Source organism: Mesorhizobium sp. ES1-4 (assembly GCF_020164745.1).
Classification (GTDB): domain Bacteria; phylum Pseudomonadota; class Alphaproteobacteria; order Rhizobiales; family Rhizobiaceae; genus Mesorhizobium.
Map to the genome: position 1 here is coordinate 278,548 of NZ_JAIUGV010000001.1, position 21,383 is coordinate 299,930.

Annotated in this window: 28 protein-coding genes; 20 read left to right on the forward strand and 8 right to left on the reverse strand. The window is 62.1% G+C overall.

Annotated features, from left to right (window positions below; translation table 11 throughout):
• Positions 1–45: 45 nt before the first annotated feature.
• The 4 genes from LB556_RS01435 to LB556_RS01450 all read left to right on the forward strand — a co-directional run bounded on the left by LB556_RS01435 (position 46) and on the right by LB556_RS01450 (position 1,853).
• Positions 46–264 (forward strand): Arc family DNA-binding protein, encoded by a 219-nt coding sequence (locus tag LB556_RS01435; RefSeq protein WP_224562357.1) that lies wholly within the window; start codon positions 46–48, stop codon positions 262–264.
• A gap of 30 nt (positions 265–294) precedes the next feature.
• Positions 295–741: a hypothetical protein gene (locus LB556_RS01440; protein WP_224562358.1), complete on the forward strand. Its 447-nt coding sequence runs from the start codon at positions 295–297 to the stop codon at positions 739–741.
• 502 nt (positions 742–1,243) lie between these two features.
• The gene (locus LB556_RS01445) at positions 1,244–1,465 is read left to right on the forward strand and encodes a hypothetical protein (protein ID WP_224562359.1); all 222 of its coding nucleotides are present in this window, start codon (positions 1,244–1,246) and stop codon (positions 1,463–1,465) included.
• 130 nt (positions 1,466–1,595) lie between these two features.
• Positions 1,596–1,853, forward strand: coding sequence for a PepSY domain-containing protein (locus tag LB556_RS01450; protein ID WP_224562360.1), 258 nt, complete (start codon positions 1,596–1,598; stop codon positions 1,851–1,853).
• Between the two features lie 253 nt (positions 1,854–2,106).
• On the opposite strand, the gene LB556_RS01455 is transcribed toward LB556_RS01450, so the two are convergent.
• Positions 2,107–3,996 (reverse strand): murein L,D-transpeptidase, encoded by a 1,890-nt coding sequence (locus LB556_RS01455; protein ID WP_224562362.1) that lies wholly within the window; start codon positions 3,994–3,996, stop codon positions 2,107–2,109.
• A gap of 424 nt (positions 3,997–4,420) precedes the next feature.
• Between LB556_RS01455 and LB556_RS01465 the strand changes: the two genes are divergently transcribed.
• Positions 4,421–4,816: a rhodanese-like domain-containing protein gene (locus LB556_RS01465; protein ID WP_224562364.1), complete on the forward strand. Its 396-nt coding sequence runs from the start codon at positions 4,421–4,423 to the stop codon at positions 4,814–4,816.
• Positions 4,817–4,828: 12 nt separating this feature from the next.
• Here LB556_RS01465 and LB556_RS01470 read toward each other — a convergent pair whose 3' ends face one another.
• The gene (locus LB556_RS01470; protein ID WP_224562366.1) at positions 4,829–5,740 is read right to left on the reverse strand and encodes an alpha/beta hydrolase; all 912 of its coding nucleotides are present in this window, start codon (positions 5,738–5,740) and stop codon (positions 4,829–4,831) included.
• A gap of 47 nt (positions 5,741–5,787) precedes the next feature.
• On the opposite strand from LB556_RS01470, the gene LB556_RS01475 reads away from it, so the two are divergent.
• Positions 5,788–6,240: a MarR family winged helix-turn-helix transcriptional regulator gene (locus tag LB556_RS01475; protein ID WP_224562368.1), complete on the forward strand. Its 453-nt coding sequence runs from the start codon at positions 5,788–5,790 to the stop codon at positions 6,238–6,240.
• 12 nt (positions 6,241–6,252) lie between these two features.
• On the opposite strand, the gene LB556_RS01480 is transcribed toward LB556_RS01475, so the two are convergent.
• Positions 6,253–6,864: a pyridoxamine 5'-phosphate oxidase family protein gene (locus LB556_RS01480; protein ID WP_224562370.1), complete on the reverse strand. Its 612-nt coding sequence runs from the start codon at positions 6,862–6,864 to the stop codon at positions 6,253–6,255.
• A gap of 63 nt (positions 6,865–6,927) precedes the next feature.
• Positions 6,928–7,281, reverse strand: a complete 354-nt coding sequence (locus LB556_RS01485; protein ID WP_224562372.1) for a gamma-butyrobetaine hydroxylase-like domain-containing protein — start codon at positions 7,279–7,281, stop codon at positions 6,928–6,930.
• Positions 7,282–7,472: 191 nt separating this feature from the next.
• On the opposite strand from LB556_RS01485, the gene moaA reads away from it, so the two are divergent.
• From moaA to LB556_RS01550, 13 genes are all read left to right on the forward strand, one after another.
• Positions 7,473–8,468, forward strand: coding sequence for a GTP 3',8-cyclase MoaA (gene moaA / locus LB556_RS01490; protein WP_224562374.1), 996 nt, complete (start codon positions 7,473–7,475; stop codon positions 8,466–8,468).
• A gap of 56 nt (positions 8,469–8,524) precedes the next feature.
• Positions 8,525–8,998, forward strand: a complete 474-nt coding sequence (locus LB556_RS01495; RefSeq protein ID WP_224562375.1) for a hypothetical protein — start codon at positions 8,525–8,527, stop codon at positions 8,996–8,998.
• Positions 8,999–9,131: 133 nt separating this feature from the next.
• A complete protein-coding gene (locus tag LB556_RS01500; protein WP_224562377.1) occupies positions 9,132–9,491 on the forward strand; it encodes a hypothetical protein in 360 nt (119 codons plus the stop codon).
• A gap of 180 nt (positions 9,492–9,671) precedes the next feature.
• Positions 9,672–10,592: a DMT family transporter gene (locus tag LB556_RS01505; RefSeq protein ID WP_224562379.1), complete on the forward strand. Its 921-nt coding sequence runs from the start codon at positions 9,672–9,674 to the stop codon at positions 10,590–10,592.
• Between the two features lie 52 nt (positions 10,593–10,644).
• On the forward strand, positions 10,645–11,277 hold the full coding sequence (gene mobA, locus LB556_RS01510; RefSeq protein WP_224562381.1) for a molybdenum cofactor guanylyltransferase MobA: 633 nt from the start codon (positions 10,645–10,647) through the stop codon (positions 11,275–11,277).
• Entirely contained in the window at positions 11,274–11,783 is a 510-nt protein-coding gene (gene mobB / locus LB556_RS01515; RefSeq protein WP_224562384.1) for a molybdopterin-guanine dinucleotide biosynthesis protein B, read from the forward strand. The genes mobA and mobB overlap by 4 nt, the downstream gene beginning before the upstream one ends.
• A gap of 159 nt (positions 11,784–11,942) precedes the next feature.
• Positions 11,943–12,728, forward strand: coding sequence for an ABC transporter substrate-binding protein (locus LB556_RS01520; RefSeq protein ID WP_224562386.1), 786 nt, complete (start codon positions 11,943–11,945; stop codon positions 12,726–12,728).
• A gap of 75 nt (positions 12,729–12,803) precedes the next feature.
• Positions 12,804–13,520, forward strand: coding sequence for an ABC transporter permease (locus tag LB556_RS01525; protein ID WP_224562388.1), 717 nt, complete (start codon positions 12,804–12,806; stop codon positions 13,518–13,520).
• Complete coding sequence (locus tag LB556_RS01530; protein ID WP_224562390.1) at positions 13,517–14,425, forward strand: ABC transporter permease; 909 nt, start codon at positions 13,517–13,519, stop codon at positions 14,423–14,425. Before LB556_RS01525 ends, LB556_RS01530 begins: the two co-directional genes overlap by 4 nt.
• Positions 14,426–14,549: 124 nt before the next feature.
• On the forward strand, positions 14,550–15,419 hold the full coding sequence (locus tag LB556_RS01535) for an NAD(P)-dependent oxidoreductase (RefSeq protein WP_224562392.1): 870 nt from the start codon (positions 14,550–14,552) through the stop codon (positions 15,417–15,419).
• A 6-nt stretch (positions 15,420–15,425) separates the two neighbouring features.
• Complete coding sequence (locus LB556_RS01540; protein ID WP_224562393.1) at positions 15,426–16,130, forward strand: DNA alkylation repair protein; 705 nt, start codon at positions 15,426–15,428, stop codon at positions 16,128–16,130.
• Positions 16,090–16,668, forward strand: coding sequence for a GNAT family N-acetyltransferase (locus tag LB556_RS01545; RefSeq protein WP_224562395.1), 579 nt, complete (start codon positions 16,090–16,092; stop codon positions 16,666–16,668). The genes LB556_RS01540 and LB556_RS01545 overlap by 41 nt, the downstream gene beginning before the upstream one ends.
• 45 nt (positions 16,669–16,713) lie before the next feature.
• A complete protein-coding gene (locus tag LB556_RS01550; RefSeq protein WP_224562397.1) occupies positions 16,714–17,277 on the forward strand; it encodes a DUF3299 domain-containing protein in 564 nt (187 codons plus the stop codon).
• Between the two features lie 9 nt (positions 17,278–17,286).
• Here LB556_RS01550 and LB556_RS01555 read toward each other — a convergent pair whose 3' ends face one another.
• The 4 genes from LB556_RS01555 to LB556_RS01570 form a co-directional block, all read right to left on the reverse strand.
• A complete protein-coding gene (locus LB556_RS01555; protein ID WP_006205209.1) occupies positions 17,287–17,778 on the reverse strand; it encodes an Lrp/AsnC family transcriptional regulator in 492 nt (163 codons plus the stop codon).
• Positions 17,779–17,886: 108 nt separating this feature from the next.
• A complete protein-coding gene (locus LB556_RS01560; protein WP_224562399.1) occupies positions 17,887–18,561 on the reverse strand; it encodes a uracil-DNA glycosylase family protein in 675 nt (224 codons plus the stop codon).
• Positions 18,501–19,112, reverse strand: coding sequence for a glutathione S-transferase (locus LB556_RS01565; RefSeq protein WP_224562401.1), 612 nt, complete (start codon positions 19,110–19,112; stop codon positions 18,501–18,503). The genes LB556_RS01560 and LB556_RS01565 overlap by 61 nt, the downstream gene beginning before the upstream one ends.
• A 33-nt stretch (positions 19,113–19,145) precedes the next feature.
• The gene (locus LB556_RS01570) at positions 19,146–19,769 is read right to left on the reverse strand and encodes a thermonuclease family protein (RefSeq protein WP_224562403.1); all 624 of its coding nucleotides are present in this window, start codon (positions 19,767–19,769) and stop codon (positions 19,146–19,148) included.
• 76 nt (positions 19,770–19,845) lie between these two features.
• On the opposite strand from LB556_RS01570, the gene LB556_RS01575 reads away from it, so the two are divergent.
• Positions 19,846–21,363 (forward strand): sensor histidine kinase, encoded by a 1,518-nt coding sequence (locus LB556_RS01575; protein ID WP_224562405.1) that lies wholly within the window; start codon positions 19,846–19,848, stop codon positions 21,361–21,363.
• Positions 21,364–21,383: the final 20 nt, after the last annotated feature.

Here is a 21,383-nt window from a genome sequence, read left to right on the forward strand (position 1 = left end):
GTGCGGCCATTTTCGACGCCGGGTTTTTCGGCCATAAGCAGGCGCATGGCTCCGATCGACCTCAAGGATGTGCGTGTGCGCTTGCCGGCCCAGCTGCGCAAGCTCGTCAAGCTCGCCGCCGCCGAGAGCGGGCGCTCGATGAACGCCGAGATCCTCGCCAGGCTGGAGCGCTCGTTCGGCGATGGCGACGAAGACCGCCGACGCGCCGTCCGGCTGCTCACCGAGGCGCTCACCATTGTCGACAAGGGCGGCGGCAGCCGGTAGATTCCCAAAATAGTTAGGAGGGGGAAACCTATGGGACGCTATCGGGGCTCGTTGCTTGGCTGGGCTGCATTCTTCCTCGCTGGCTGTGTGGCACCATCGCAGACGCCGGCCGGGTATAGTGGGTTCCAGCCGCCGGCGCCTCCGGCGGCTGCGCCAAACACATACCGGCCCTATAACTTGCTGGCGGGCGATATCGAGGTGGTAAAGCGGTTCACCGCCGAGTCACTCAAGGATCCGTACAGCGCGATGTTCGGCCCGATCGTCTCGTCGATGTCGGACAAGGGGGTGGTCGGCGTCTGCGGTACGGTGAACGGGAAGAACAGTTATGGCGCCTACATCGGGCAGACGCCATTCGTTGGCGTCCTGGCCACGAACACCTCGGGCCAGCGTGTCTTTGCTGTGTCCGGCATGGGCGGCACAGCTGACCAGAATTGGGTTGTTCGCACGCTCTGTGAGCGCCAGGGCATGGCTGTTTGACGACTTCCGACCACGATTTGCTAAGTGGTTGATTTTCCTACATTCGATGGTCGGAAGTCATTTCCGACCATGCCGCGCCGCCGATTTTGCCGGAAATCCTTGTTTCCTGCGGCTTTGCGGCCCCTTTTTGGTGCCATCCGAAGTTGCGCGCGCGGCGCCGGCGGCCCGTTTTGGTGCCAAATGAAGTTGCGCGGCCGGTTTCTGGCTTTCTGGGCTTTCCGGCCCCGCCGTTTTCCGTCAAACCCGTTGTTTTCCGGGCTTCTGGCGGCCCTTCCCGGCGATTATCACCTTTTCCCGGCTGTCCCCGGCTGATGCCATCCGATCTTGCGCGGTACACGAGGGCTTTTGCCGTTTTCGGCTGATGGCGCTGACGGGCGCGTTCTCTTCGCTCGAAAGCAGAAGCGTGGCGCTGGCGGTCGTTTGAGCCGCATGCTGGGCGGCTTCGCCGGCGACACGGGAACATTTCCAGCCCTGTGGTGTTTGCCTGCGAAGGAGAACTCTCGTGAATAGAACGGACACCATTTGGGCGCTGACCATTATCGGGCCTGTCATCCTCGCAGCGGTAATCATCTATGCTCTGGCGAACCAGAGGAGGCTTTCGCGGCGGGCCAAGGCTCAACAGGACGAATCGGTAAACGACCTCTATGACGACCCCGAAGGGCACTCGTCACCGGCGGGCGAAGTCCGGGCGGCGGAGGCAAAAGTTCGTCCCCCTCAGAAATAGGCGGCCTTCTCTTCCTTGCGATCGAGGCGCCTTATGCACGCGGCCCCCCACGAGAGGTTGAGGGCAATCGCTTCCATCGGAACAAACCGCTGCTGTCGGGCGTTTCTTCCCGTCAAATATGAGGGACCTCATGTCCAGATTGCTTCTCGTTGCCGGCGTGGCGCTGCTTCTTGGTGCCGGTTCGGCCTTTGCCGCCGATGACAACCCGTTGCCGCCGCCCAATGCCAAGAAATTGTCTGAAATCCTCGCCAAGGTCGAACAGCGCAACGGCTTCCGCTATGTCAAGGAAGTCGATTGGGCAGATGGCGCCTACACCGTCACCTACTACACTTCTGACAAAGCGAAGGTCGAGATCAGCTACGACCCGGTAACGGCCGAGCCCAAATAGGCCGCAGGTAAGCCGTCGCGGACGACTCGTTTCCTCGCGCTTCCCGCGAAATCCGCCTCTTGCCTCGCCGCCTCGAAGGTCGGAGAACCCGTCGTCATGTGCCTGATCTCGATCCCCTGGGACTGCCCCAGGGACAGGCTCCTGGACCCTACCGGATTCGCAGCATATGTGCGGCGGCGCCTGAGCGGCGCAACTCCGAGATGCCCATGTTCTTTGGCGCGGCCGCCGGCGCCCGCGGCCGAAGCATTGACCACTAGCTCGAGGGCGTGCGCACCGCCTCGGTCGCATCCAGGGCCTGCTTTAGCCGTGAGTCGCGGTCGTAGATGTCGCTGAAATACTCGACCTTGCCGGACATGTCGGGCCAGGCGGTGAAATAGGCGACATAGACTGGGATCTTGCGCGTCACATCCTCGGTCGAGTGCCCGTGCTTCAGCTTCTCCGCGATGTAATCGACAGAGGTGCCCAGCACTGCCGCCGCCATGCCGCGCGGATCCTGCAGGCGCACGCAGCCATGGCTAAGCGCGCGCATATCCTGCTTGAAGAATGATTTCTGCGGCGTGTCGTGCATGTAGATCGCGTGCTTGTTGGGGAACAGGATCTTCAATTCGCCCAGCGCATTGGCCTCGCTCGGCTGTTGGCGCACATTGTAGGGAATGTTCGCGCCATAAGCGCCCCAGTCCACCGCCGACGACGGAATGTGCTTGCCGCGCGCATCGGTCACCTCGTAGCCGGCGCGGTCGAGGTAGCCGGGATCGCTGCGCAACCTGGGTAGCATTTCGTTGACGATGATCGACTGCGGCACACCCCAGTAGGGATGGAAGTCGACCTGCTTGATCTGATCGTAGAAGAATGCCGTCTGGTTGGTGACCCGGCCGACGACGACGCGCGTCTTCAGCTTTTCCTGGCCATCGTCGATGTAGCTTGCGGTGAAGGCCGGCTGATTGATGAAAACACGCGGACTGCCGAGATCGGAAGGCAGCCAGCGCAGTTCTTCCAGCGCCACCTGAACCTTGAGCAGCCTGTCGGCCTTCGATGTCCCGGCCAGGGAGGCAACGGTGCGCGGTCCAATGACGCCATCGCCCTTCATGCCCCCCTTTTGCTGCACAGCCTTGATGAGCGGGACCAGTTCGGGAACATAGACCTCGCTGGTTGCCAGCCGCGACAGGACGTCGCCATAGGTGCCGCCCATCTCGTCATCGAGATTGCGCGCGATCAGCGAGAGGAGCTTGGGCAGTTCGGGGCTGGTTTCGCCTGGCTTCAGCAGCAGCTTGGGATCAATGACGATTTCGTTCTCGGCGCTGGCCTGCAGCGATTCCAGTTCGACGCGCAACGCCTGATACTCGGCGTTCTGCGGATGGCGCGATTCGAGATAAGTGCGGACTTCCTGTGTGCGTGCCAGTGTTTTGAGAATCCCCACCATGTCGAGCGGCTTGGCCGGGAAATCGTAGTAGCCCGTCATGCGGTTGGGCTCGACACGGCCGCTCTGGGCGTCATGGGCGTAACGCAGGACACGTGCCGACAACGCCATCTCGAAACGGGCAAGTTCTTTCAACTTGGCTGCGTCGTCTGCCGAGGCCGAACCGACCGCTGGTACATCGACCGTGTAGTCGGCGGGCGTGAGGCCGTAGCTTGCAGCCTCGCCAAGCACCCGCACGGCATCTTGCGCGCGGTTGTTCGGACTGGTTCCGCTGACCCAGATGAAATCCGGGTTGGCCGAGTAGTAGGCGATCAGCGCCTTGGCGATGTCGGGCTCGGCAAAGAGTTCATAGTCGCTGAGACCGGCGATGGCATCGTGGAAAGCAGCCCCCGTGGCCGACGGAACGAACGCGGCGTCCTGCGGCGTTGCCGGTTGAGGCGCCGCGGACAGCTTCGAGAAGTCGACCCGCACGAGCTTGTCGGCCTTGTAGGTGTAGTAGGACGGGCCGCTGATCTTCACGCTGCCACCGTCGCCGCCGCCCGCCGGGGCTTTGGGTCTGTGCCTTGGCGGCGGAGGCGGAAACTCGCCCTGCGGCTCGTGCCTGATGCCGCCGCCAAACAGCATGTCGAAAAGCCCTTGGGCTCCTGCCTGAGGCGCGCCGAAAGCCAGCGTTGCCGTAAGCGCCACCAGCGGCATCACGGTTGCTTTTTTACCAAGGAATTTCATGGATCACCCGCTCCGGTCGCAACCGGTTCCCGTTCCGCACGCTAGACCGTCCCGCTTACCGCATGGCGGATGTAAGGCGCGACTATACCGATTCATACGGATTTCGTTAAGCTTTCATAAATTTCGGCGGGTCTGTTGCAGAACGGTTTCACAACATCGTGACGGCCGGGGCGACCGGACAGTCGTTCCGGCCGCGGGGACCCGGGCGCCTTTGATTGCCGCGCCGCCGCGACCTTTTTCGCAACGATCCAGCACGGCATGCCGATCCAGGCGCGTGACGGCGCTTCCCGCGCAGCCCGGTGGCGACGGTGGCCGGGGCGATGGCCGCCGGGAAGGCCATGGCCGGCACCGTCAAGGCGTGACAAAACCCGCGCCTTGTGCTCGAAATTGGACTTGCCAGCAAACCTGCGGCCGGGGGAACGACGTGAAAAAAGGGTATCGCGAACTGCTGGATGAGGCCAACGCCGAGATCGAGGTGGTTTCGCCCGAGGAAGCGGCGGGACTGCTTGAAGACGAAGACACCATTTTCGTCGATCTGCGCGATCCACGAGAGATCGAACGTGACGGCGGAATTCCCGGCGCAAAGCATGTCACCCGTGGCATGCTGGAGTTCTGGATCGATCCCGATAGCCCTTACCACAAGCCCTTCTTCGCTTCCGGAAAAAGCTTCGTCTTCTTCTGTGCCGGCGGCTGGCGTTCGGCGCTGGCCACCAAGACGGCGCAGGACATGGGGCTTTCGCCGGTCAAGCACATTCTCGGCGGCTACACGGCCTGGAAAACAGCCGGATTGCCCGTAGAACCCGGGGGAAAGAAGAAATAGCCTGAATGCCGCTCAGTGGAGCAGCGACGGCCCGTGCTGCATGCTCACGAAGCCGACCGCGCGTTCAACAACGCCCTTGTCGGCAAGAATGCGGCGATGGCCGAGCCCCTCGGCCCAGTGCAGCCGCACGTGGTCGCCGGCGCCGGCATAGCGTCGTGCATGTTCAGCCGGCACCTCCCGATCGTCAGGGGCGTGGATGACGAGTGTCGGCACGGGCGCTTGGGCAAGCTGGCGGTCGCCGGTGAATTCATGCAGCGGCCGGCCCGAGAGATATTCGACACGGTCGGCCATGGCGACTTGCGAGCGGGGACCGACATTGAGCATGCGGCTGAAGTCAGCGAAGATTGCCGGCAGCGAGCTTGGTGCCGCGATCAGCACAAGACGCGCGGCCGCCAAGGGCGGGACGTCCTTGACGGAACCGGCGATGGCATTGGCGGCAACGGCGCCTCCGAAGGAATGGCCGACGGCGGCCACGAACGGCCCGAACCATTCGCCGGCCACTCTTGCGGCTTCGACGGCGTTGACCATGTTCAGGTGCCTACCCTGCGAATGGCCATGGCCGGGAAGGTCGAGCGAGACGACCCTATGGCCGGCAGCGCGAAAACCCTCGATCAGCACGCGCATGTACTCGGTACGCGAACGCCAGCCGTGAATGACCAGAACGGTGCCGGCAGGCTCGCGGCCCGGCTCGGGACGAAATTCATGCACCATGATGCAGCCGGTCGCGGCTTTCAGCCGGTGATGTCGCGCCCCGGCCATGAACTCCGCGGCGCGGTCGATGGCACGCCGCTCGCCCTCGGTCAGCGTCCTTGTGCTTGGCGTACGGCAGAACAATTCGAAAGCCGCGCGCCCGGTGATGCGCGGCGCGACATGTTCGGCCGCACCAAACACACCTCGGATGACCTTCAGTCCGAATGATGCCATAGTGGGAATCCATCCATACGTTCAAGCATGAACATAATAGTTCAAAGATGAACAATAAACAAGAGCTACCCTGGGACAACCCGCGTTTTCGCAACTGGGTCGCGGTGGCGCGCGCCTGCCATGTGCTGGAGCGCACGCTGGCGGTGAAACTCGCGCCGCTCGACCTGAAGCCGGCGCAGCTCGACGTGTTGATGAACCTCTACCGCCATCCCGGCATGTCGCAGCACGACCTTGCCCGCAAGCTGCTCGTCGGCCGCTCCAACATCACCATGCTCTTGCCGCAGCTCGAGTCGCGTGGCCTGCTGCGGCGCGAAGGCGATGAAAAGGACAAGCGCATCTTGCGGCTTACGCTGACCGAAGGCGGCGAGGCGCTGCTGATGCAGGCGCTGAAAGTTCATATGACGCTGATCGAGAAGGCGATGAGCCAATCGACGCCGGAGCAATGCGACATGATCGGCGAGCAAATGCGCAAGATCTATGACGTGCTGAACGAAGCGTGATCGCCCTTTTTACTACCACATCGACTTTTTCGCCCGCTCCGGCCATTCCCTGTCGTAGGCTTCGGCGTCGATATTCCTGCGGCTGGTAATTTCAAGGATCTTTCCGGGTGTCGGCAGCGACTTCGGGTCGACATGCTTGGCCGGATTCCAAAGTTGCGACCGCACGATGGCGCGGGCGCACTGGAAGTAGACCGAATCGACATCGACGATGGTGACCGAGCGCGCCGGCTTGCCTTCTACCGTGAATGACGCGCAAAGCGCTGCATCGGTGGTGATATGCGCGCGGCCGTTGATGCGCAGCGTGGTACCGGAGCCAGGCACCAGGAACAGCAGGCCAACGCGCGGGTCACGGATGATATTCTTCAACGAATCGGCACGGTTGTTGCCGCGCCGGTCCGGCATGATCAGCGTTTTCGCATCGACGATGCGCACGAAGCCCGCGAGGTCGCCGCGCGGCGAACAGTCCAGCCCTTCCGGACCGCAGGTCGCGAGCGCGACGAAGGGCGAGGCCTCGATAAAGGCGGCGTATTCGGGAATGACATGGTCGAGTTCCTTGACCACGGAGGCTTCGCCCGGCAATCCGTAAAGGGCTTCGAGTTGTTCGACTGTGGTGATGACCGACATTTTCTGGCTCCCTATCCGCCGCCCCTACTCCCGATCCATGATGTTTTGACGACGCAACGGCGGCTAACGATCGCGGCTCAAGCCCTTATCAGCGAGTTCCGCGAGATAGGCGCTCCAGCGCGCGTCCTTCTCGTGGCCGAGCGTGTGCAGGTAATTCCAGGTGAAGATGCCGGTGTCATGGAAATCGTCGAAGGTGATGCGCACGGCATAATTGCCGACTGGCTCGACCTTTAGGATGGCCACGTTGCGCTTGCCCGGAACGGTGACACGCTGCTCTGGCGAATGGCCCTGTACCTCGGCGGATGGCGAGGCTACGCGCAGCAGTTCGGCCGGCAACTCGAAAGGCTGATGGCCCGGAAACGTCACGGTGAGCAGCTGGCGGTCCCTGGAGACCCTTAGTTCCTTTGGCGCCGTCATGGTCGATCCTGCCTGAATGCCCTTCCCTACGCTGCTTCGCTCCCTGCGCAAAGGCGTCAACGGTGTCCGACACGCGATGTCGGTCGAGGAATGTCACTAAAGATCGAGGCAGGCTATCTTGAATGGCGGACTGGATCGTATCACATAGCCGTATACAACGACACCGATAACGGCCACGGAAACGCTCGAACATGAACATGATCGACCCCTTCGGTCGCACGATCAGCTATCTCAGAGTGTCGGTCACCGACCGCTGCGATTTCCGCTGCACCTATTGCATGGCCGAGGACATGGCCTTCCTGCCCAAACAGGACCTGCTGTCGCTGGAGGAACTCGACCGGCTCTGCACCGTGTTCATCGAAAAGGGTGTCAGACGGTTGCGCCTCACCGGCGGTGAGCCGCTGGTGCGCAAGAACATCATGCATCTCGTGCGCCAGTTGTCGCGGCACCTCGAAAGCGGCGCGCTGGAAGAACTGACGCTGACCACCAACGGCTCGCAGCTTTCGCGCTTCGCCGCCGAACTCGCCGATTGCGGCGTCAAGCGCATCAATGTTTCACTCGACACACTCGATGCCGACAAATTCCACGCCATCACCCGCTGGGGTCATCTCGGCAAGGTCATGGCGGGCATCGACGCTGCTCAGGCGGCCGGATTGAAAGTCAAGCTGAACGCGGTGGCGCTGAAGGATTTCAACGACGCCGAACTGCCGGAGATGATGCGCTGGGCACATGGCCGCGGCATGGACCTGACGATCATCGAAACCATGCCGATGGGCGAGATAGACGCCGACCGCACGGACCAGTACCTGCCGCTGTCGCTGCTGCGCGCTTCGCTCGAGCGCCAGTTCACGCTGACCGACATCCCGTTCAAGACCGGTGGTCCGGCCCGCTACGCCCACGTCGCCGAGACCGGCGGAAAACTCGGCTTCATCACGCCGATGACGCATAATTTCTGCGAAAGCTGCAACCGTGTGCGGCTGACCTGCACCGGCACGCTCTATATGTGCCTTGGCCAGGAAGATGCGGCAGACCTGCGTGCGCCGCTGCGTGCGTCCGACGGCAACGAGCTTGTCGCCGACGCTATAGACGAAGCCATCGGCCGCAAGCCGAAGGGGCATGATTTCATCATCGATCGCCGCACCAGCCGTCCATCGGTGTCACGGCATATGAGCGTTACGGGCGGCTGACCTTCTCGCCAGTCTGTGCGAGAATTGCCCTGCAACCATCGGCTCAGGGGGCGGACATGCGTTGGCTCTTTGCAACCGCGACGTCTATCGCAGTGCTCTCGGCGAGCACCGCTTTTGCCGCGCAATCGACCTACGTGAATGAGCGCTTCGGCACCGTCTGCACATTTCCCGACGATATCTTCACCGATCGCAAGCCCGAGCCTGAAAATGGCGACGGCCAGATGTGGCTGAGCGCGGACGGCGCCAGCCTGACATGCTCCGGGATATTCAATGTCGATGACGACACGCCGAAGGCATTCATTGCCGGCGAAAAGTCGAGCGACGAGCCGGGCTACACGGTCACCTACAGCAAGGCAGGCAAGGACTGGGCGGTGCTGTCGGGTGTGAGGGATGGAAAGATCTTTTACGAGCGGCGCCTGTTTGGCAGGGATGGCGTCATTCGCACGGTCTGGATCGATTATTTACCGGCGCTGAAGTCGAAATACGACCCGTTGGTCGGCGCCATCGCCGGCAGCCTCAGGGCGCCGTGAGCGTGGGTGCGGTGAGCATTTTAGCCACACCGAAAACAAATCTTGCTCGCGCATGTCCGTCTGATTTACTGCTGACGGTTTCCCGCCTAGCGTCCGTTACGTAGCGGTTCATCGCTCCTCGGGGGATTACATCATGCGCAAACTTATTCTTTCTTTCGCCCTGCTCGGCCTGGCCGCCCTGCCCGCGGCCGCCCAGTCGATCGGCGGCACTTACACCGTCGCCGGCACCAATTTCGACGGTTCGTCCTATGGCGGCGAAGCCACCATCACCCTGACCAGCGGGACGACCTGCACGATCCATTGGGAAACGGGCGGTTCGTCCTCGGATGGCATCTGCATGCGCAACGATAACGCATTCTCCGCCGGTTACGTGATGGACAAGGATATCGGCCTCGTCGTCTACAAGGTGGAGGATGACGGGTCGCTGCATGGCCTGTGGACCATCGCCGGCAAGGAAGGCAACGGCACCGAGGTGCTGACGCCGAAAAAATAGGCACCGCCTCGGCTGCATGGATGTCGGAAGGCGATGCCGTCTTCCGACAGAATTCGTGCCTGATCCAGGGATGATTTCACGCTGGCGAAGATGGCCATCCGGGGGCTGGCCCAGCCCTTTGCCATTGCTGTTTCGTGGCGGGCTGTTACAGGCTTGCCGCCAAAGCAACCGGTAGACGTCTTGCCCCTTTCCCCAAATCTTCGCGGCGCGTTGTTCATGATGGTGGCGATGGTTGGGTTCACGCTCAACGATGCCATTACCAAATACTCTTCGCAGTCGATGAACATGGCGCAGGTGATGCTGGTCAGAGGGGCGTTCGCCTCGCTCTTCGTCGGCCTGCTGGCCTGGCAACGCGGCGCACTTGTCCAGCCTCGCCTGATGCTGCAGCCGCTGGTGGCGATCCGCGTGCTGAGTGAAGCGGGCGCCACGGTGTCCTTCCTTGTCGCCCTCGCTCATTTGCCGATCGGTAGCGTTTCTGCCGTCCTGCAAGCACTGCCGCTGGCCGTGACGATGGGCGCGGCGCTGTTTTTCGGTGAAGCGGTCGGCTGGCGGCGCTGGCTGGCGATCGCTATCGGTTTTGCCGGGGTTATGATTATCGTGCGGCCGGGTTTCGAGGGCTTCAGCATCTATTCACTGGTGGCGCTGGCATCCGTCGCGTGCTGCACGGTGCGGGACCTCGCCACCAAGCGCATTCCCCAGGCCATCCCGACGATGCTGGTCTCGACCGCCACCGCGCTGGCCATGACCGTCGTCGGCGCGTTTCTGTTGACGCCGATGGGCGGCTGGACACCGATGACCGGCAAAGGCACGGTGCTGCTGGCGCTGGCGGCAGTGCTGGTGCTGATCGGCTATCAATTCATCATCATGGCGATGCGTTCGGGCGAGATTTCCTTCATCGCGCCGTTCCGCTACACGGCGCTTCTCTGGTCCATACTGCTTGGCCTGATCATCTTCGGTGACATGCCGGACATGCCGATGATCGCCGGCGCGGCAATAGTCGTCGGCTCGGGCCTCTATGCGCTTTATCGCGAGCGCGTCGTCGGCCGGCGAAGGATCGTCGCCGAAAGCACTGGGCCGGCCATGGCGCTGGACGGACTGTAGCCCCTTTGAAGTTGCTTGCGATTTCCCGCGGCTGGCGTACAGGCTGCGCAGAATGAATCGGGATATCGCTGGGATCATTCTGGCCGGTGGCCAGTCGAGACGAATGGGTGGTGGCGACAAAAGCCTGTTGCCGCTTGGCGAAGGCTGTGTGCTCGACCAGGTCCTGTCGCGGTTCGGCCCACAGTTGGAGACCCTGGCGCTTAGCGCCAATGGCGACCCGGCACGGTTTGCCCGTTTCGGGCTGCCGGTGCTGGCCGATACCGTCGAAGGCTTTGCCGGACCGCTTGCCGGGATCCTCACCGGCCTCGAATGGGCCGCTGCCTGCACGCCTTGCAAGGCGGTCGTCACCGCTGCCGGCGACACGCCTTTCCTGCCGCTGGATCTTGTCGATCGTCTGGCGGCGGCGGCCGGTGAACGCCCCGGGTCGATCGCCGTCGCTTTCTCGGCAGGCAGGCGGCACCCGACCTTCGCGCTATGGCCGGTCGGATGCCGCGAAGGCTTGCGGCATTTCCTGGTCGATGAGGCCAACAAGCGGGTTTCGAGCTTCATCGAGCGGCAGGGTCATGTCGAGGTGGAATTTCCGGTCCTGCAATCGGCAGGGCAACCCGTCGACCCCTTCTTCAACATCAATGTGCCGGAAGACCTTGCCCAGGCCGCGCGCCTGTTGCAGAGCATGACGTCATGAACAGACGCGTCTTCGGCATCACCGGCTGGAAAAACTCCGGCAAGACCACACTGACCGAGAAGCTCGTCGCGGAGCTTGTGCGGCGCGGCTGGACGGTCTCCACGGTCAAGCATGCCCATCATGATTTCGATATCGACAAGCCGGGTGCGGACAGCTTCCGCCACCGGCAGGCAGGCGCCACCGAGGTCGCGATCGTCTCGGGCAATCGCTGGGCGCTGATGCACGAATTGCGCGGCGAGCAAGAGCCCCCACTGGACGCCATCTTGTCGCGGCTCGCCCCCTGCGACATCGTGCTGGTCGAAGGCTACAAACGCGAGACCCACCGCAAGATCGAAACGAGGCGGCTCGAGGCAAAGGACCAGACGCCGCTTGCGGCGGGTGACCCCAATATTGTCGCCGTCGCCGCGGATTTCCCCGTTACCGACAAGAGCCTGCCGGTCTTCGACCTCGACGACGCAAAATCCATAGCCGACTTCATCGAGCGCATGACCGGCCTCGTTGCTTGAGATGTGACGTAACGGGAGAACGCCATTGCCGATCTTGGTGGTTTTGCAGTTGCTTTTTTCTTGGAAACAGTGGGAGTATCGCTCCAGCGGGCGGTCAAAAGCACCGCCCCATAGAGCCGTTTCGGAACGACGGCCGGGACCATAAGAGAGAGGACTATCATGCGTATTGCACTGCGTATCGCGCTCGCCGCATCGGCTGCGCTGCTGACGCTCGGCGTTGCCCAGGCCCAGGAAAAGACGCTTCGGATCGGCACCGAAGGCGCCTACCCCCCATTCAACAACCTCACCGCCGACGGCCAGCTTGTCGGTTTCGACATCGACATCGCCAAGGCGCTTTGCGATGAGATGAAGGTCAAGTGCACCTTTGTCGCCCAGGACTGGGACGGCATCATTCCGGCACTTCAAGCTGGCAAGTTCGACGCTATCGTCGCCTCGATGTCGATCACGCCGGAGAGGAAGGAGAAAGTCGACTTCTCGCACAAATACTACAACACGCCGTCGGCGATCGCCGTGCCGAAGGATTCGCCGCTGAAGGGCGTGACCAAGGAAGACCTCGCCGGCAAGACTATCGGTGTAGCCACCACCACGACCCATTTCAATTATGCCTCGAAGACCTACACGGACAGCACCATCAAGGGCTATCCGAGCAGCCCCGAGGAACAGGCTGACCTGGCCAACGGCCGTCTCGACGCCATCGAGGACGATATCGTCGTGCTGCAACAGTTTCTCGATTCGCCTGAGGGCGCCTGCTGCAAGATTCTCGGCCAGCCTTCGCCGCAACCGGTCGAAATCTTCGGACCTGGCGCCGGCATCGCCGTTCGAAAAGGCGATACCGACCTGGTCAACAAGCTGAATTCCGCCATCGACGCCATTCGCGCCAACGGAAAATATAAGGAAATCAACGACAAGTATTTCAAGTTCGACGTCTACGGCGCCGAGTCCTGATAGCCATTTCCAAGGCGGCAGGGATCCCTGCCGCCTTGTTCATCTCGGGAGCGCCGTGGGGGGTAAGACCAGTCGATGCCAGTCCAAAGCATATGGACACTGCTCAGTTGGGGACCGGAGGGCTGGAGTGACGATATTGCCTATGGCGCGTTGGTCACCATCGCGCTTGCCCTTGCGACGCTGCCGATCGGCCTGACGATCGGCTTTTTCGTAGCCTGGGCCAAGCAGTCCGAAGAACCGTCGCTGCGGTTGGCCGCCAACATCTACACCACCATGTTTCGCGGCCTGCCGGAACTGGTGACGCTGTTCCTCTTCTTCTTCGGCATGCCCATCCTGCTGCAATATGTCATCCGCGTCTTCAAGCCTGAGGCGACGGTCGATGTGGACAGCTTCATCGCCGGCATGATCGTGCTGTCGCTGATCTTCTCTTCCTACGCCAGCGAGGTATTCCTTTCCGCCTTTCGCGCCATTCCCAAGGGCCAGTACGAGGGTGGCTATGCGATCGGCCTGTCGAAATGGTTGACCATGCGCAAGGTGATCCTGCCGCAGTTGCTGCGCATCGCCTTTCCCGGCCTCGAGAATTGCTGGCTCAGCCTGCTCAAGGACACCGCCCTGGTCTCGGTCGTCAACCTCGCCGAAACCTTGCGCAATGCCGGCGTTGCCGCGCGTGTCACGAAACACTCGTTCCTGTTCTACAGCGTCGCCGCGCTGGTTTTCCTCGTCCTGGCGATCCTGTCGTCGATCGCGACCGGGTTCATCTTGCGCTCGCTGGGACGGAGGGAGGCGCGATGAGCGTCAGCCAAGCCATCTCGGTCGACCGCCCGCCGCCGCAGGCACGCGGCTGGCCGCGCACCCGTATCGTCGGGTACGCGCTCGTCGGGCTCTGGATTCTCTTCGGCCTGGGTATTGTTGCCTATCTCGTCTACGCCTGGAATGGCGAGTTCTTCGCCCGATACGCGCCCGCCTATCTGCAGGGACTCTGGACCACGCTGTCGCTCGTTGCGATTTCGATGGTGGCCGGTGCGATCTTGTCGCTACCCGTTACCTATGGCCGCATGTCGAAGAACCGGTTCTTGTCCGGCCTCGCCTATTGCTATGTCTATTTCTTCCGCGGCACACCCCTGCTGGTTCAGGTTTACCTCGTCTATTATGGCCTGGGCTCTTTCCATCCGGAACTCAATGCATTTGGCTTCTATTTGCCGGTCGTTAGCGACTGGCAACAGATTATGCCCTATGTGAGCATCCCAACCGGGCTGGCGATCGAAAGATTCACGCTTTGGGATTTCTTCAAAGACGCCTTTTTCTGCGGCGTCTTCGCCTTTGCACTCAACACCGCGGCCTATCAGGCCGAGATCCTGCGCGGCGCCATAGAAAGCGTGCCCAGGGGTCAATGGGAAGGTGCCGCCTCGCTCGGCCTGCACGGATTGCAGACACTGCGAAAGGTCATCCTGCCGCAGGCGTTTATCGTGGCTTTGCGCCCCTATGGCAACGAACTGGTCCTGATGATCAAGGCTTCGGCCATCGTCGCCATCATCACGGTCTACGACCTGATGGGCAATGCAAAGCTCGCCTACGCCAAATCCTTCGACTTCCAGGCCTATGTCTGGGTCGCCATCGTTTATCTCGTGATGGTCGAAATCCTGCGCCATGGCGTCGAATGGATCGAGCGACGCATTACCATCCATCTGCATCGCTGACACATTACCGGACCGTTCCTGATCCACCTGTGCCAGTCGATGCGGTGGTGCGCGCCTTGACGAATTCGTCGCATGGCCTAGAGCTTCCGCAACTGAAATCTCTATTTCGCCGGAAGGACAAGGCATGGCATCGGTGGCATTTCTCGGTCTTGGCGTCATGGGCTATCCCATGGCCGGACACCTGAAGAACAAGGGCGGCCACGACGTCACCGTCTACAACCGCACAAGCGCGAAAGCCGAACAATGGGTCGCCCAACATGGCGGCAGCCTTGCCGCGACGCCGGCCCAGGCCGCGGAGGGCAAGGATTTCGTCTTTTCCTGCGTCGGCAATGATGATGATTTGCGCTCGGTGACCACAGGAGCCGAAGGTGCCTTCGAGGCGATGAAGAAAGGCTCTGTCTTCATCGACAACACCACGGCTTCGGCCGAAGTCGCGCGCGAATTGGCAGAAGCCGCGCAATCGCGCGGATTCTCATTTCTCGACGCGCCAGTTTCCGGTGGTCAGGCCGGCGCCGAGAATGGCGTGCTGACCGTCATGGTCGGTGGCGATGAGGCTGCGTTCGACAGGGCCAGGCCAGTCATCGACGCCTTTGCCCGCATGGTCGGGCTGATGGGATCGGCGGGCGCCGGCCAGCTTACCAAGATGATCAACCAGATCTGCATCGCCGGACTGGTGCAGGGACTTTCGGAAGGCATTCATTTCGGCAAGAAGGCCGGCCTCGACATCGAGAAGGTCATCGAGGTTATTTCCAAGGGTGCCGCCGGTTCCTGGCAGATGGAGAACCGGCACAAGACCATGAATGCCGGCAAATATGATTTCGGTTTCGCCGTCGACTGGATGCGCAAGGACCTCGGCATCTGCCTGGCGGAAGCCGACCGCAACGGCGCCACGCTGCCGGTGACCGCGCTCGTCGACCAGTTCTACAAGGATGTGCAGGCAATGGGCGGCAGGCGCTGGGACACGTCCTCGCTGCTGGCACGGCTGGAAAAGTAGGCGCCCATGTTCCTGCCCGCTCCGGACTGGACCGCGCAAGACATTGTTGCCCATCTGCGTTCGATCGGAACCGAGGAAAACTGCGCCGGCATGGCGCGGTTCGGCATCAACACCGGGGCCGCGCTCGGCATAAGCAACGCGGATTTGCGGCCCTTGGCGCGCAAGCTGAAGCGCAACCACGAACGCTCCCTGGCGCTGTGGGCCAGCGGCATTCGCGAGGCGCGGCTGATGGCGGCCTTCACCGGCGAACCGGAGAAGATTACCATCGAGGAATGCCGCCGCTGGGCCGGTGATTTTGATTCCTGGGAGGTTGTCGATACCGTTTCCGACCTGTTTGTGGATACGCCGTTCTGGCGCCAACTGGTGGAGGAATTTGCCGCCGACGAGCACGAATTCGTCCGCCGCACAGCCTTCGCCATGCTGGCATGGGCAGCCGTCCATTTGAAAAAGGAGCCGGACGCGACGTTCCTGTCCTACCTGCCTTTGATCGAAGCCCATGCCGGCGATGATCGCAACTTCGTCAGGAAGGCGGTCAACTGGGCGCTGCGGCAGATCGGCAAACGATCGGTGGGCCTGCATGCTCCCGCGCTTGCCCTGGCGCAGGAATTCGCGATCTCCAGCGACAAGACCAAGCGTTGGATCGGCAAGGTTGCCGCGAAGGAACTGTCTGATGCCAAGACGCTCGAACGCCTCGACGCCAGGAAAGTCTGAATACGCCGGTATCCGTTTCACGGAAGTGACGCCGGCAACCCGCGTCAGCTTCGAGACCTTGTTCGAGCAGCCTGGTGCGCCGAAATATTGCTGGTGCATGGCCTGGCGACACTCCGGTCGCGAGCATATCCAGAACGATGAGAAGAAACGTCGGATGATGGCGCTCATCGACGCGGGCACGCCGGTCGGCATCCTCGCCCATGTCGACGGAAAGGCCGCCGCCTGGTGTTCGGTCGCGCCGCGCGAAACCTACCGCAAGCTTTCAAGTCAGCAGGACGACGCCGAGACGGGCGTATGGTCGATCGTCTGTTTCTACGTGCCAAGGGCTTTGCGCGGCGGCGGCCTTGCTTCGGCATTGCTAGATGCGGCCATTGACCACGCCTTCGCCAGGGGTGCGCGCGTCATTGAGGCCTATCCGGTGGACGAGGCGTCACCGAGCTACCGTTTCATGGGCTTTCGCGACATGTTTGCTGTTCGCGGGTTCCGCGAGACCGGCATGGCCGGTTCTCGCCGACATGTGATGCGGCTCGAGCATTGACGTCATTGGCCTCCGAGTCTTTACTCGCCCGCAAAGGATGCGGCCATGAGCCATCTCAAATCGATCCTGGCGTTCGCTGCCGCGCTTGCTCTCTCCACCGCCAGCGCTTCGGCCGAGACCACGCACATCTTCTGGAGGGATTTGCGCCCCGCGACGCAGGCGGTCGCAGAAGACGCCGGCCTGCCGATGATCGCGGCAAAGCTGCCCGATCACGGCGAGACGCTGTCGGTTTCCCTGGAGGACAAAAAGATACAATTAGCCGGCTATGCATTGCCCGTCGATCGTGACGGAGACCTCGTCTACCAGTTCCTGCTGGTGCCCTGGACCGGCGCCTGCAGCCACATGCCGACGCCGCCGCCCAACCAGATCGTGCTGGTCACGCCTGCCCATCCCTACAAGATGTCGCAAGCCTATCAGCCGGTCGCCGTCACCGGCGCCCTGAAGCCGGACATGGAGAAAAGCCAGTTGTTCATTCTCGACGGCGTCAGCGTCATCCAGTCCGGTTATACCGTTCGCAAAGCCGATGTCGTGGGCGTCGACACGGTTCCGGACTCCGTTGTATTGCCGGTGAACTCGCCCTGGAGTTTCCTCAACAAGAAGAAGAATTGAGCGGCGGGATCAGGCGGCGTTGGCGCCCGACTCCTTGTCCAGCACCATGTAGTCGAGCGGGATTTCGGTCGTGTACTTGATCTGCTCCATGGCGAAGGACGACGACACATCCCGGATCTCGATCTTGGCGATCAGCCGTTTGTAGAAGGCGTCGTAGGCGGCGATGTCGGGCACCACGACGCGCAAGAGATAGTCGACGTCGCCGCTCATGCGGTAGAACTCGACCACCTCGGGAAACTCCTGGATGACTTCGGAAAACCGGCGCAGCCATTCATGGCTATGCGAATTGGTACGGATCGAGACGAAGACGGTGACCCGCACATTGACCTTTTCGTGGTCGAGAATGGCGACGCGCCGCTTGATGACGCCCTCTTCCTCGAGCTTCTGGATGCGCCGCCAGCACGGCGTGGTCGACAGGCCGACTTTCTTGGCAACGTCGGCGACCGCGAGCGTCGCGTCCTCCTGCAAGAGGCGGAGAATTTTTCGGTCGAGGCGGTCCATCGGAGGCTCCTGGTGGAATAGTTTCGCTATATTCCCTTTTAATAGGGCCATTCACAAGAAAGAAATTCTGCCATTTGCGCCGAAAGCGAGCGATTTCTTGCTGAATGCCTAACCGAGGCGACAGCGGATTTCCAGCCGCAGGAAAGGCAGCAAATCCATTTCAAACCACGGATTCTGCTTCAACCAGCCAGTGTTGCGCCAGGATGGATGTGGCAGCGGCAGCACTTTGGGGCCGACGGAACTCTCCCAGATGGCGCGCCAGTTCATCACCGTTTCCGTCAGCGAGGGGCGCCGCGCCGCGCCCATGTGCCAGGTCTGCGCATAGATGCCGATCGTCAGCACCAGGTCGATCCGTGGCATCATCGCCATCAACGGCGCGCGCCAGGCCGGGGCGCATTCGCGCCTCGGAGGCAGGTCGCCGCCCTTGGCATCTTGTCCGGGAAAGCAGAAGCCCATCGGCACGATGGCGAATTTCTCGATGTCGTAGAATTCGTCGCTGGTCACGCCAAGCCAGTTGCGCAGGCGGTCGCCGGACGCATCGGTGAAAGGCATGCCCGACAGATGCACTTTGGTTCCCGGGGCCTGGCTGGCGATGAGAATGCGGGCGCTGGACGAGGGGCGCAGCACCGGACGCGGCTCATGCTGCAGCGGCTTACCGATGGGATTGTCGACGCAGATGCGGCAAGCGCGGACCGTCGCGGCGAACCTGTCCAGTTCGACGCTCAAGCGGCGGCACTCGGCCGGCTGGAGACAGCCTGATGCCAACGCAACACATTGGCGCACTCCTCCGGCACCTTGATTCGCGCCGGCTTCATGAAGTCGATCGCGATCAGGCCGGTGATGTCGGCAATCGAATAGCTGTCGCCGGCGGCGAATTCACGCCTGCCCAATTCAGCGTCCAGCAGCCTGAGAAACTCCACCACCTTCGGCTTGTTGGCCTCGCCCCATTCGGGTATCTGCGGGATTTCCCATTCCTTCATGGCCGGATGGATGTGGCGGAAAGCCTGCGCGACGCTGTTGAGCAGGTTGAACTCCATTCGCCTTTGCCACATCTCGACCTGCGCCTTGCCAAGCGCGCCACGCCCGAACAGGGCCGGCTCGGGATAGAGTTCCTCGAAATAGCGGCAGATCGCGACGGATTCGGTGAGGACGGTGCCGTCGTCGAGCTCCAGAACCGGCAGCCGCCGCAGCGGATTGCGCGAACTCACCGGCGGTTGCTTGTGTTCCAGCGCGCCCATGTCGATGGGAACCAACGGAACGGCAATCCCCTTCTCGGCGAGGAAAACGCGAACCCGCCGCGGGTTGGGCGCACGACCGCCGTCGAACAGCTTCATTTCGATTCCTCCTTTTTCTTCCTTAGCAACGCTTCACCAGAAGCGGAATATCTCGCGCACGGCATCGCCGATCGACGCCAGCGTGCTATGTTTTCGCTCGACTGTCCCGCCGTGGTGGCTGCCGCGCCAGTCTTGCGGCCGGTCGAACGTGCCGGCCCAGATGCCAACACCTGCCGCGCGCGCCGCGGCTTCCTCGGCTTCGAAATCGCCATAGGCGACAGCCCATCCGGCTTCGACCTGGGCGCGGTTGAGGTCGGTGCCGCCGGCCCTGCAGTCGCCAAGCAGCCGGCCATAGCGATCGCGTTGCCAACCGCTGCAGGTAACCGGCCTGCCGGCGATCAGGCGCACCAGGGACTGGCGCGCCAGCGTGCCACAGGCATAATCGGCGCCGTTCTTGCGGCAGGTCTGCGTGTATTCAGGAGCGTCAATGCCATGCATCCGGATGCGCTCGGTGCCGAGCGTGATCGAATCGCCGTCATTGACGATGGCCGTACCTTGCGTCTTGCGCATCTCCACCCGATCGAGACGCGCCGCGAGCAGGATCAGCAGCCCCAGAATGACGACGGCCAGCATGTAGTCCAGCAGTTTGCGCCACAAGCTTCTCGGCCGCGCTGCCGCGTACCGCAGGCGCGACCTTGGCGACCAGGAACGGCTCATATGGCAAACGGTTGGTTAATCATTCGAACGTAGCTTAACACCCTGGAACCGCTGCACGTATAAATTGAAGTTTTTGATGCCCTTGCAACGCTCGAACACAGCGGACAAGTTCATTGTGGACCGCAGGAAACGGCATCGCAACAGCGATGTCGCGCGCGCGGTGCGCAAGACGCGCGACCGTCTTTCGCAGCAGGCCGGCAATCTCGATTTCGACCGCGAACTGCTGAAGCTCCATGCCCGGGCGATGACAACCGGCGCCGTCGTCATCCCGCTGCTCGTCCTGGCGATCGCCGCGGCCGGCCGTCTGGCCGGTGTCGGCAATGAGATCGGGCTCTGGGCGTTGTTTACGCTCACATGCTATACAACAGTCGTCTTCATGGCGCGGCGCATCGATCGCACGGAAGCTTCCGAACTCAACGCGTTGCAAACGCGAAGGGAATTCCTGGTCGGGCATTTCCTTTGCGGCCTGGGCTGGGCCTGGTTCGTCTGGCTGGGCTGTGGCGCCTGCGAGGTCGACCAGTTGCACGCGGTCAAGGCGGTGGTGTTGCTGTCTGCCATGGCAGGGACTGCGCTCACGGCCTCGTCTCTGAGCGGAGCACTGCTGGCGACCTTCGCCGTTCCGGTGGCGTTCTACGTCTATGCCGCGACCAGGTCGTGGATGCCGGTCGAGGCGATCATGGCCGCGCTGCTCGTCCTGTCGCTGCCTTTCTTTGCCTATGTCGCCCGTCACATCAACCACGCCTCGCTGGTGCTGTTGTCGTTCCGCTCAGAAAAGGACGCGCTGATCGCCGAAGTAGAGACGGCGAAATCGATGTCGGACGAGGCGCGGCGGCGGGCCGAGGACGCCAACCTCGCAAAATCACGCTTCCTCGCTTCGATGAGCCATGAATTGCGCACCCCGCTCAACGCCATTCTCGGCTTTTCCGAGGTGATGGCGAACGAGGTCCTGGGGCCGATGAGCAACCCCACCTATCGCGACTACGCCCATGACGTGCACGATTCAGGCCAGCACCTGCTTGACCTGATCAACGAGATCCTCGACCTGTCACGCATCGAGGCCGGCCGCTACCAGCTCAACGAGGAGCCGGTCATGTTGCTCAACATCGTCGAGGATTGCTGCCATATGATGGAGCTGAAGGCGCGCAACAAGGATATTCGCCTCGTCCAGGACTTCGAACAGACATTGCCGCGGCTGTTCGCCGATGAGCGCGCGGTGCGCCAGATCGCGCTTAACCTCCTGTCCAACGCCATCAAATTCACCGCCACCGGCGGCGAAATCCGCGTCCGGGTCGGCTGGACGGCGGGCGGCGGACAATACATTTCGATCAAGGACAACGGCCCCGGCATTCCCGAGGACGAGATTCCGGTAGTACTTTCAGCTTTCGGCCAGGGCTCGATCGCCATCAAGAGCGCCGAACAAGGCACTGGGCTTGGCTTGCCGATCGTGCAAGCGCTGCTTGCCATGCATGGCGGCGAGTTCGAGCTTCATTCCAAGCTGCGCGAAGGCACCGAGGCGATCGCCATCTTCCCGCTGAGCCGGGTGATGGAAGAACTGCCGGCGCTGCCGACCGCGGCGGTTGCCGCGAGGCGGTAGCGGATTCTATCGGCGGCTAG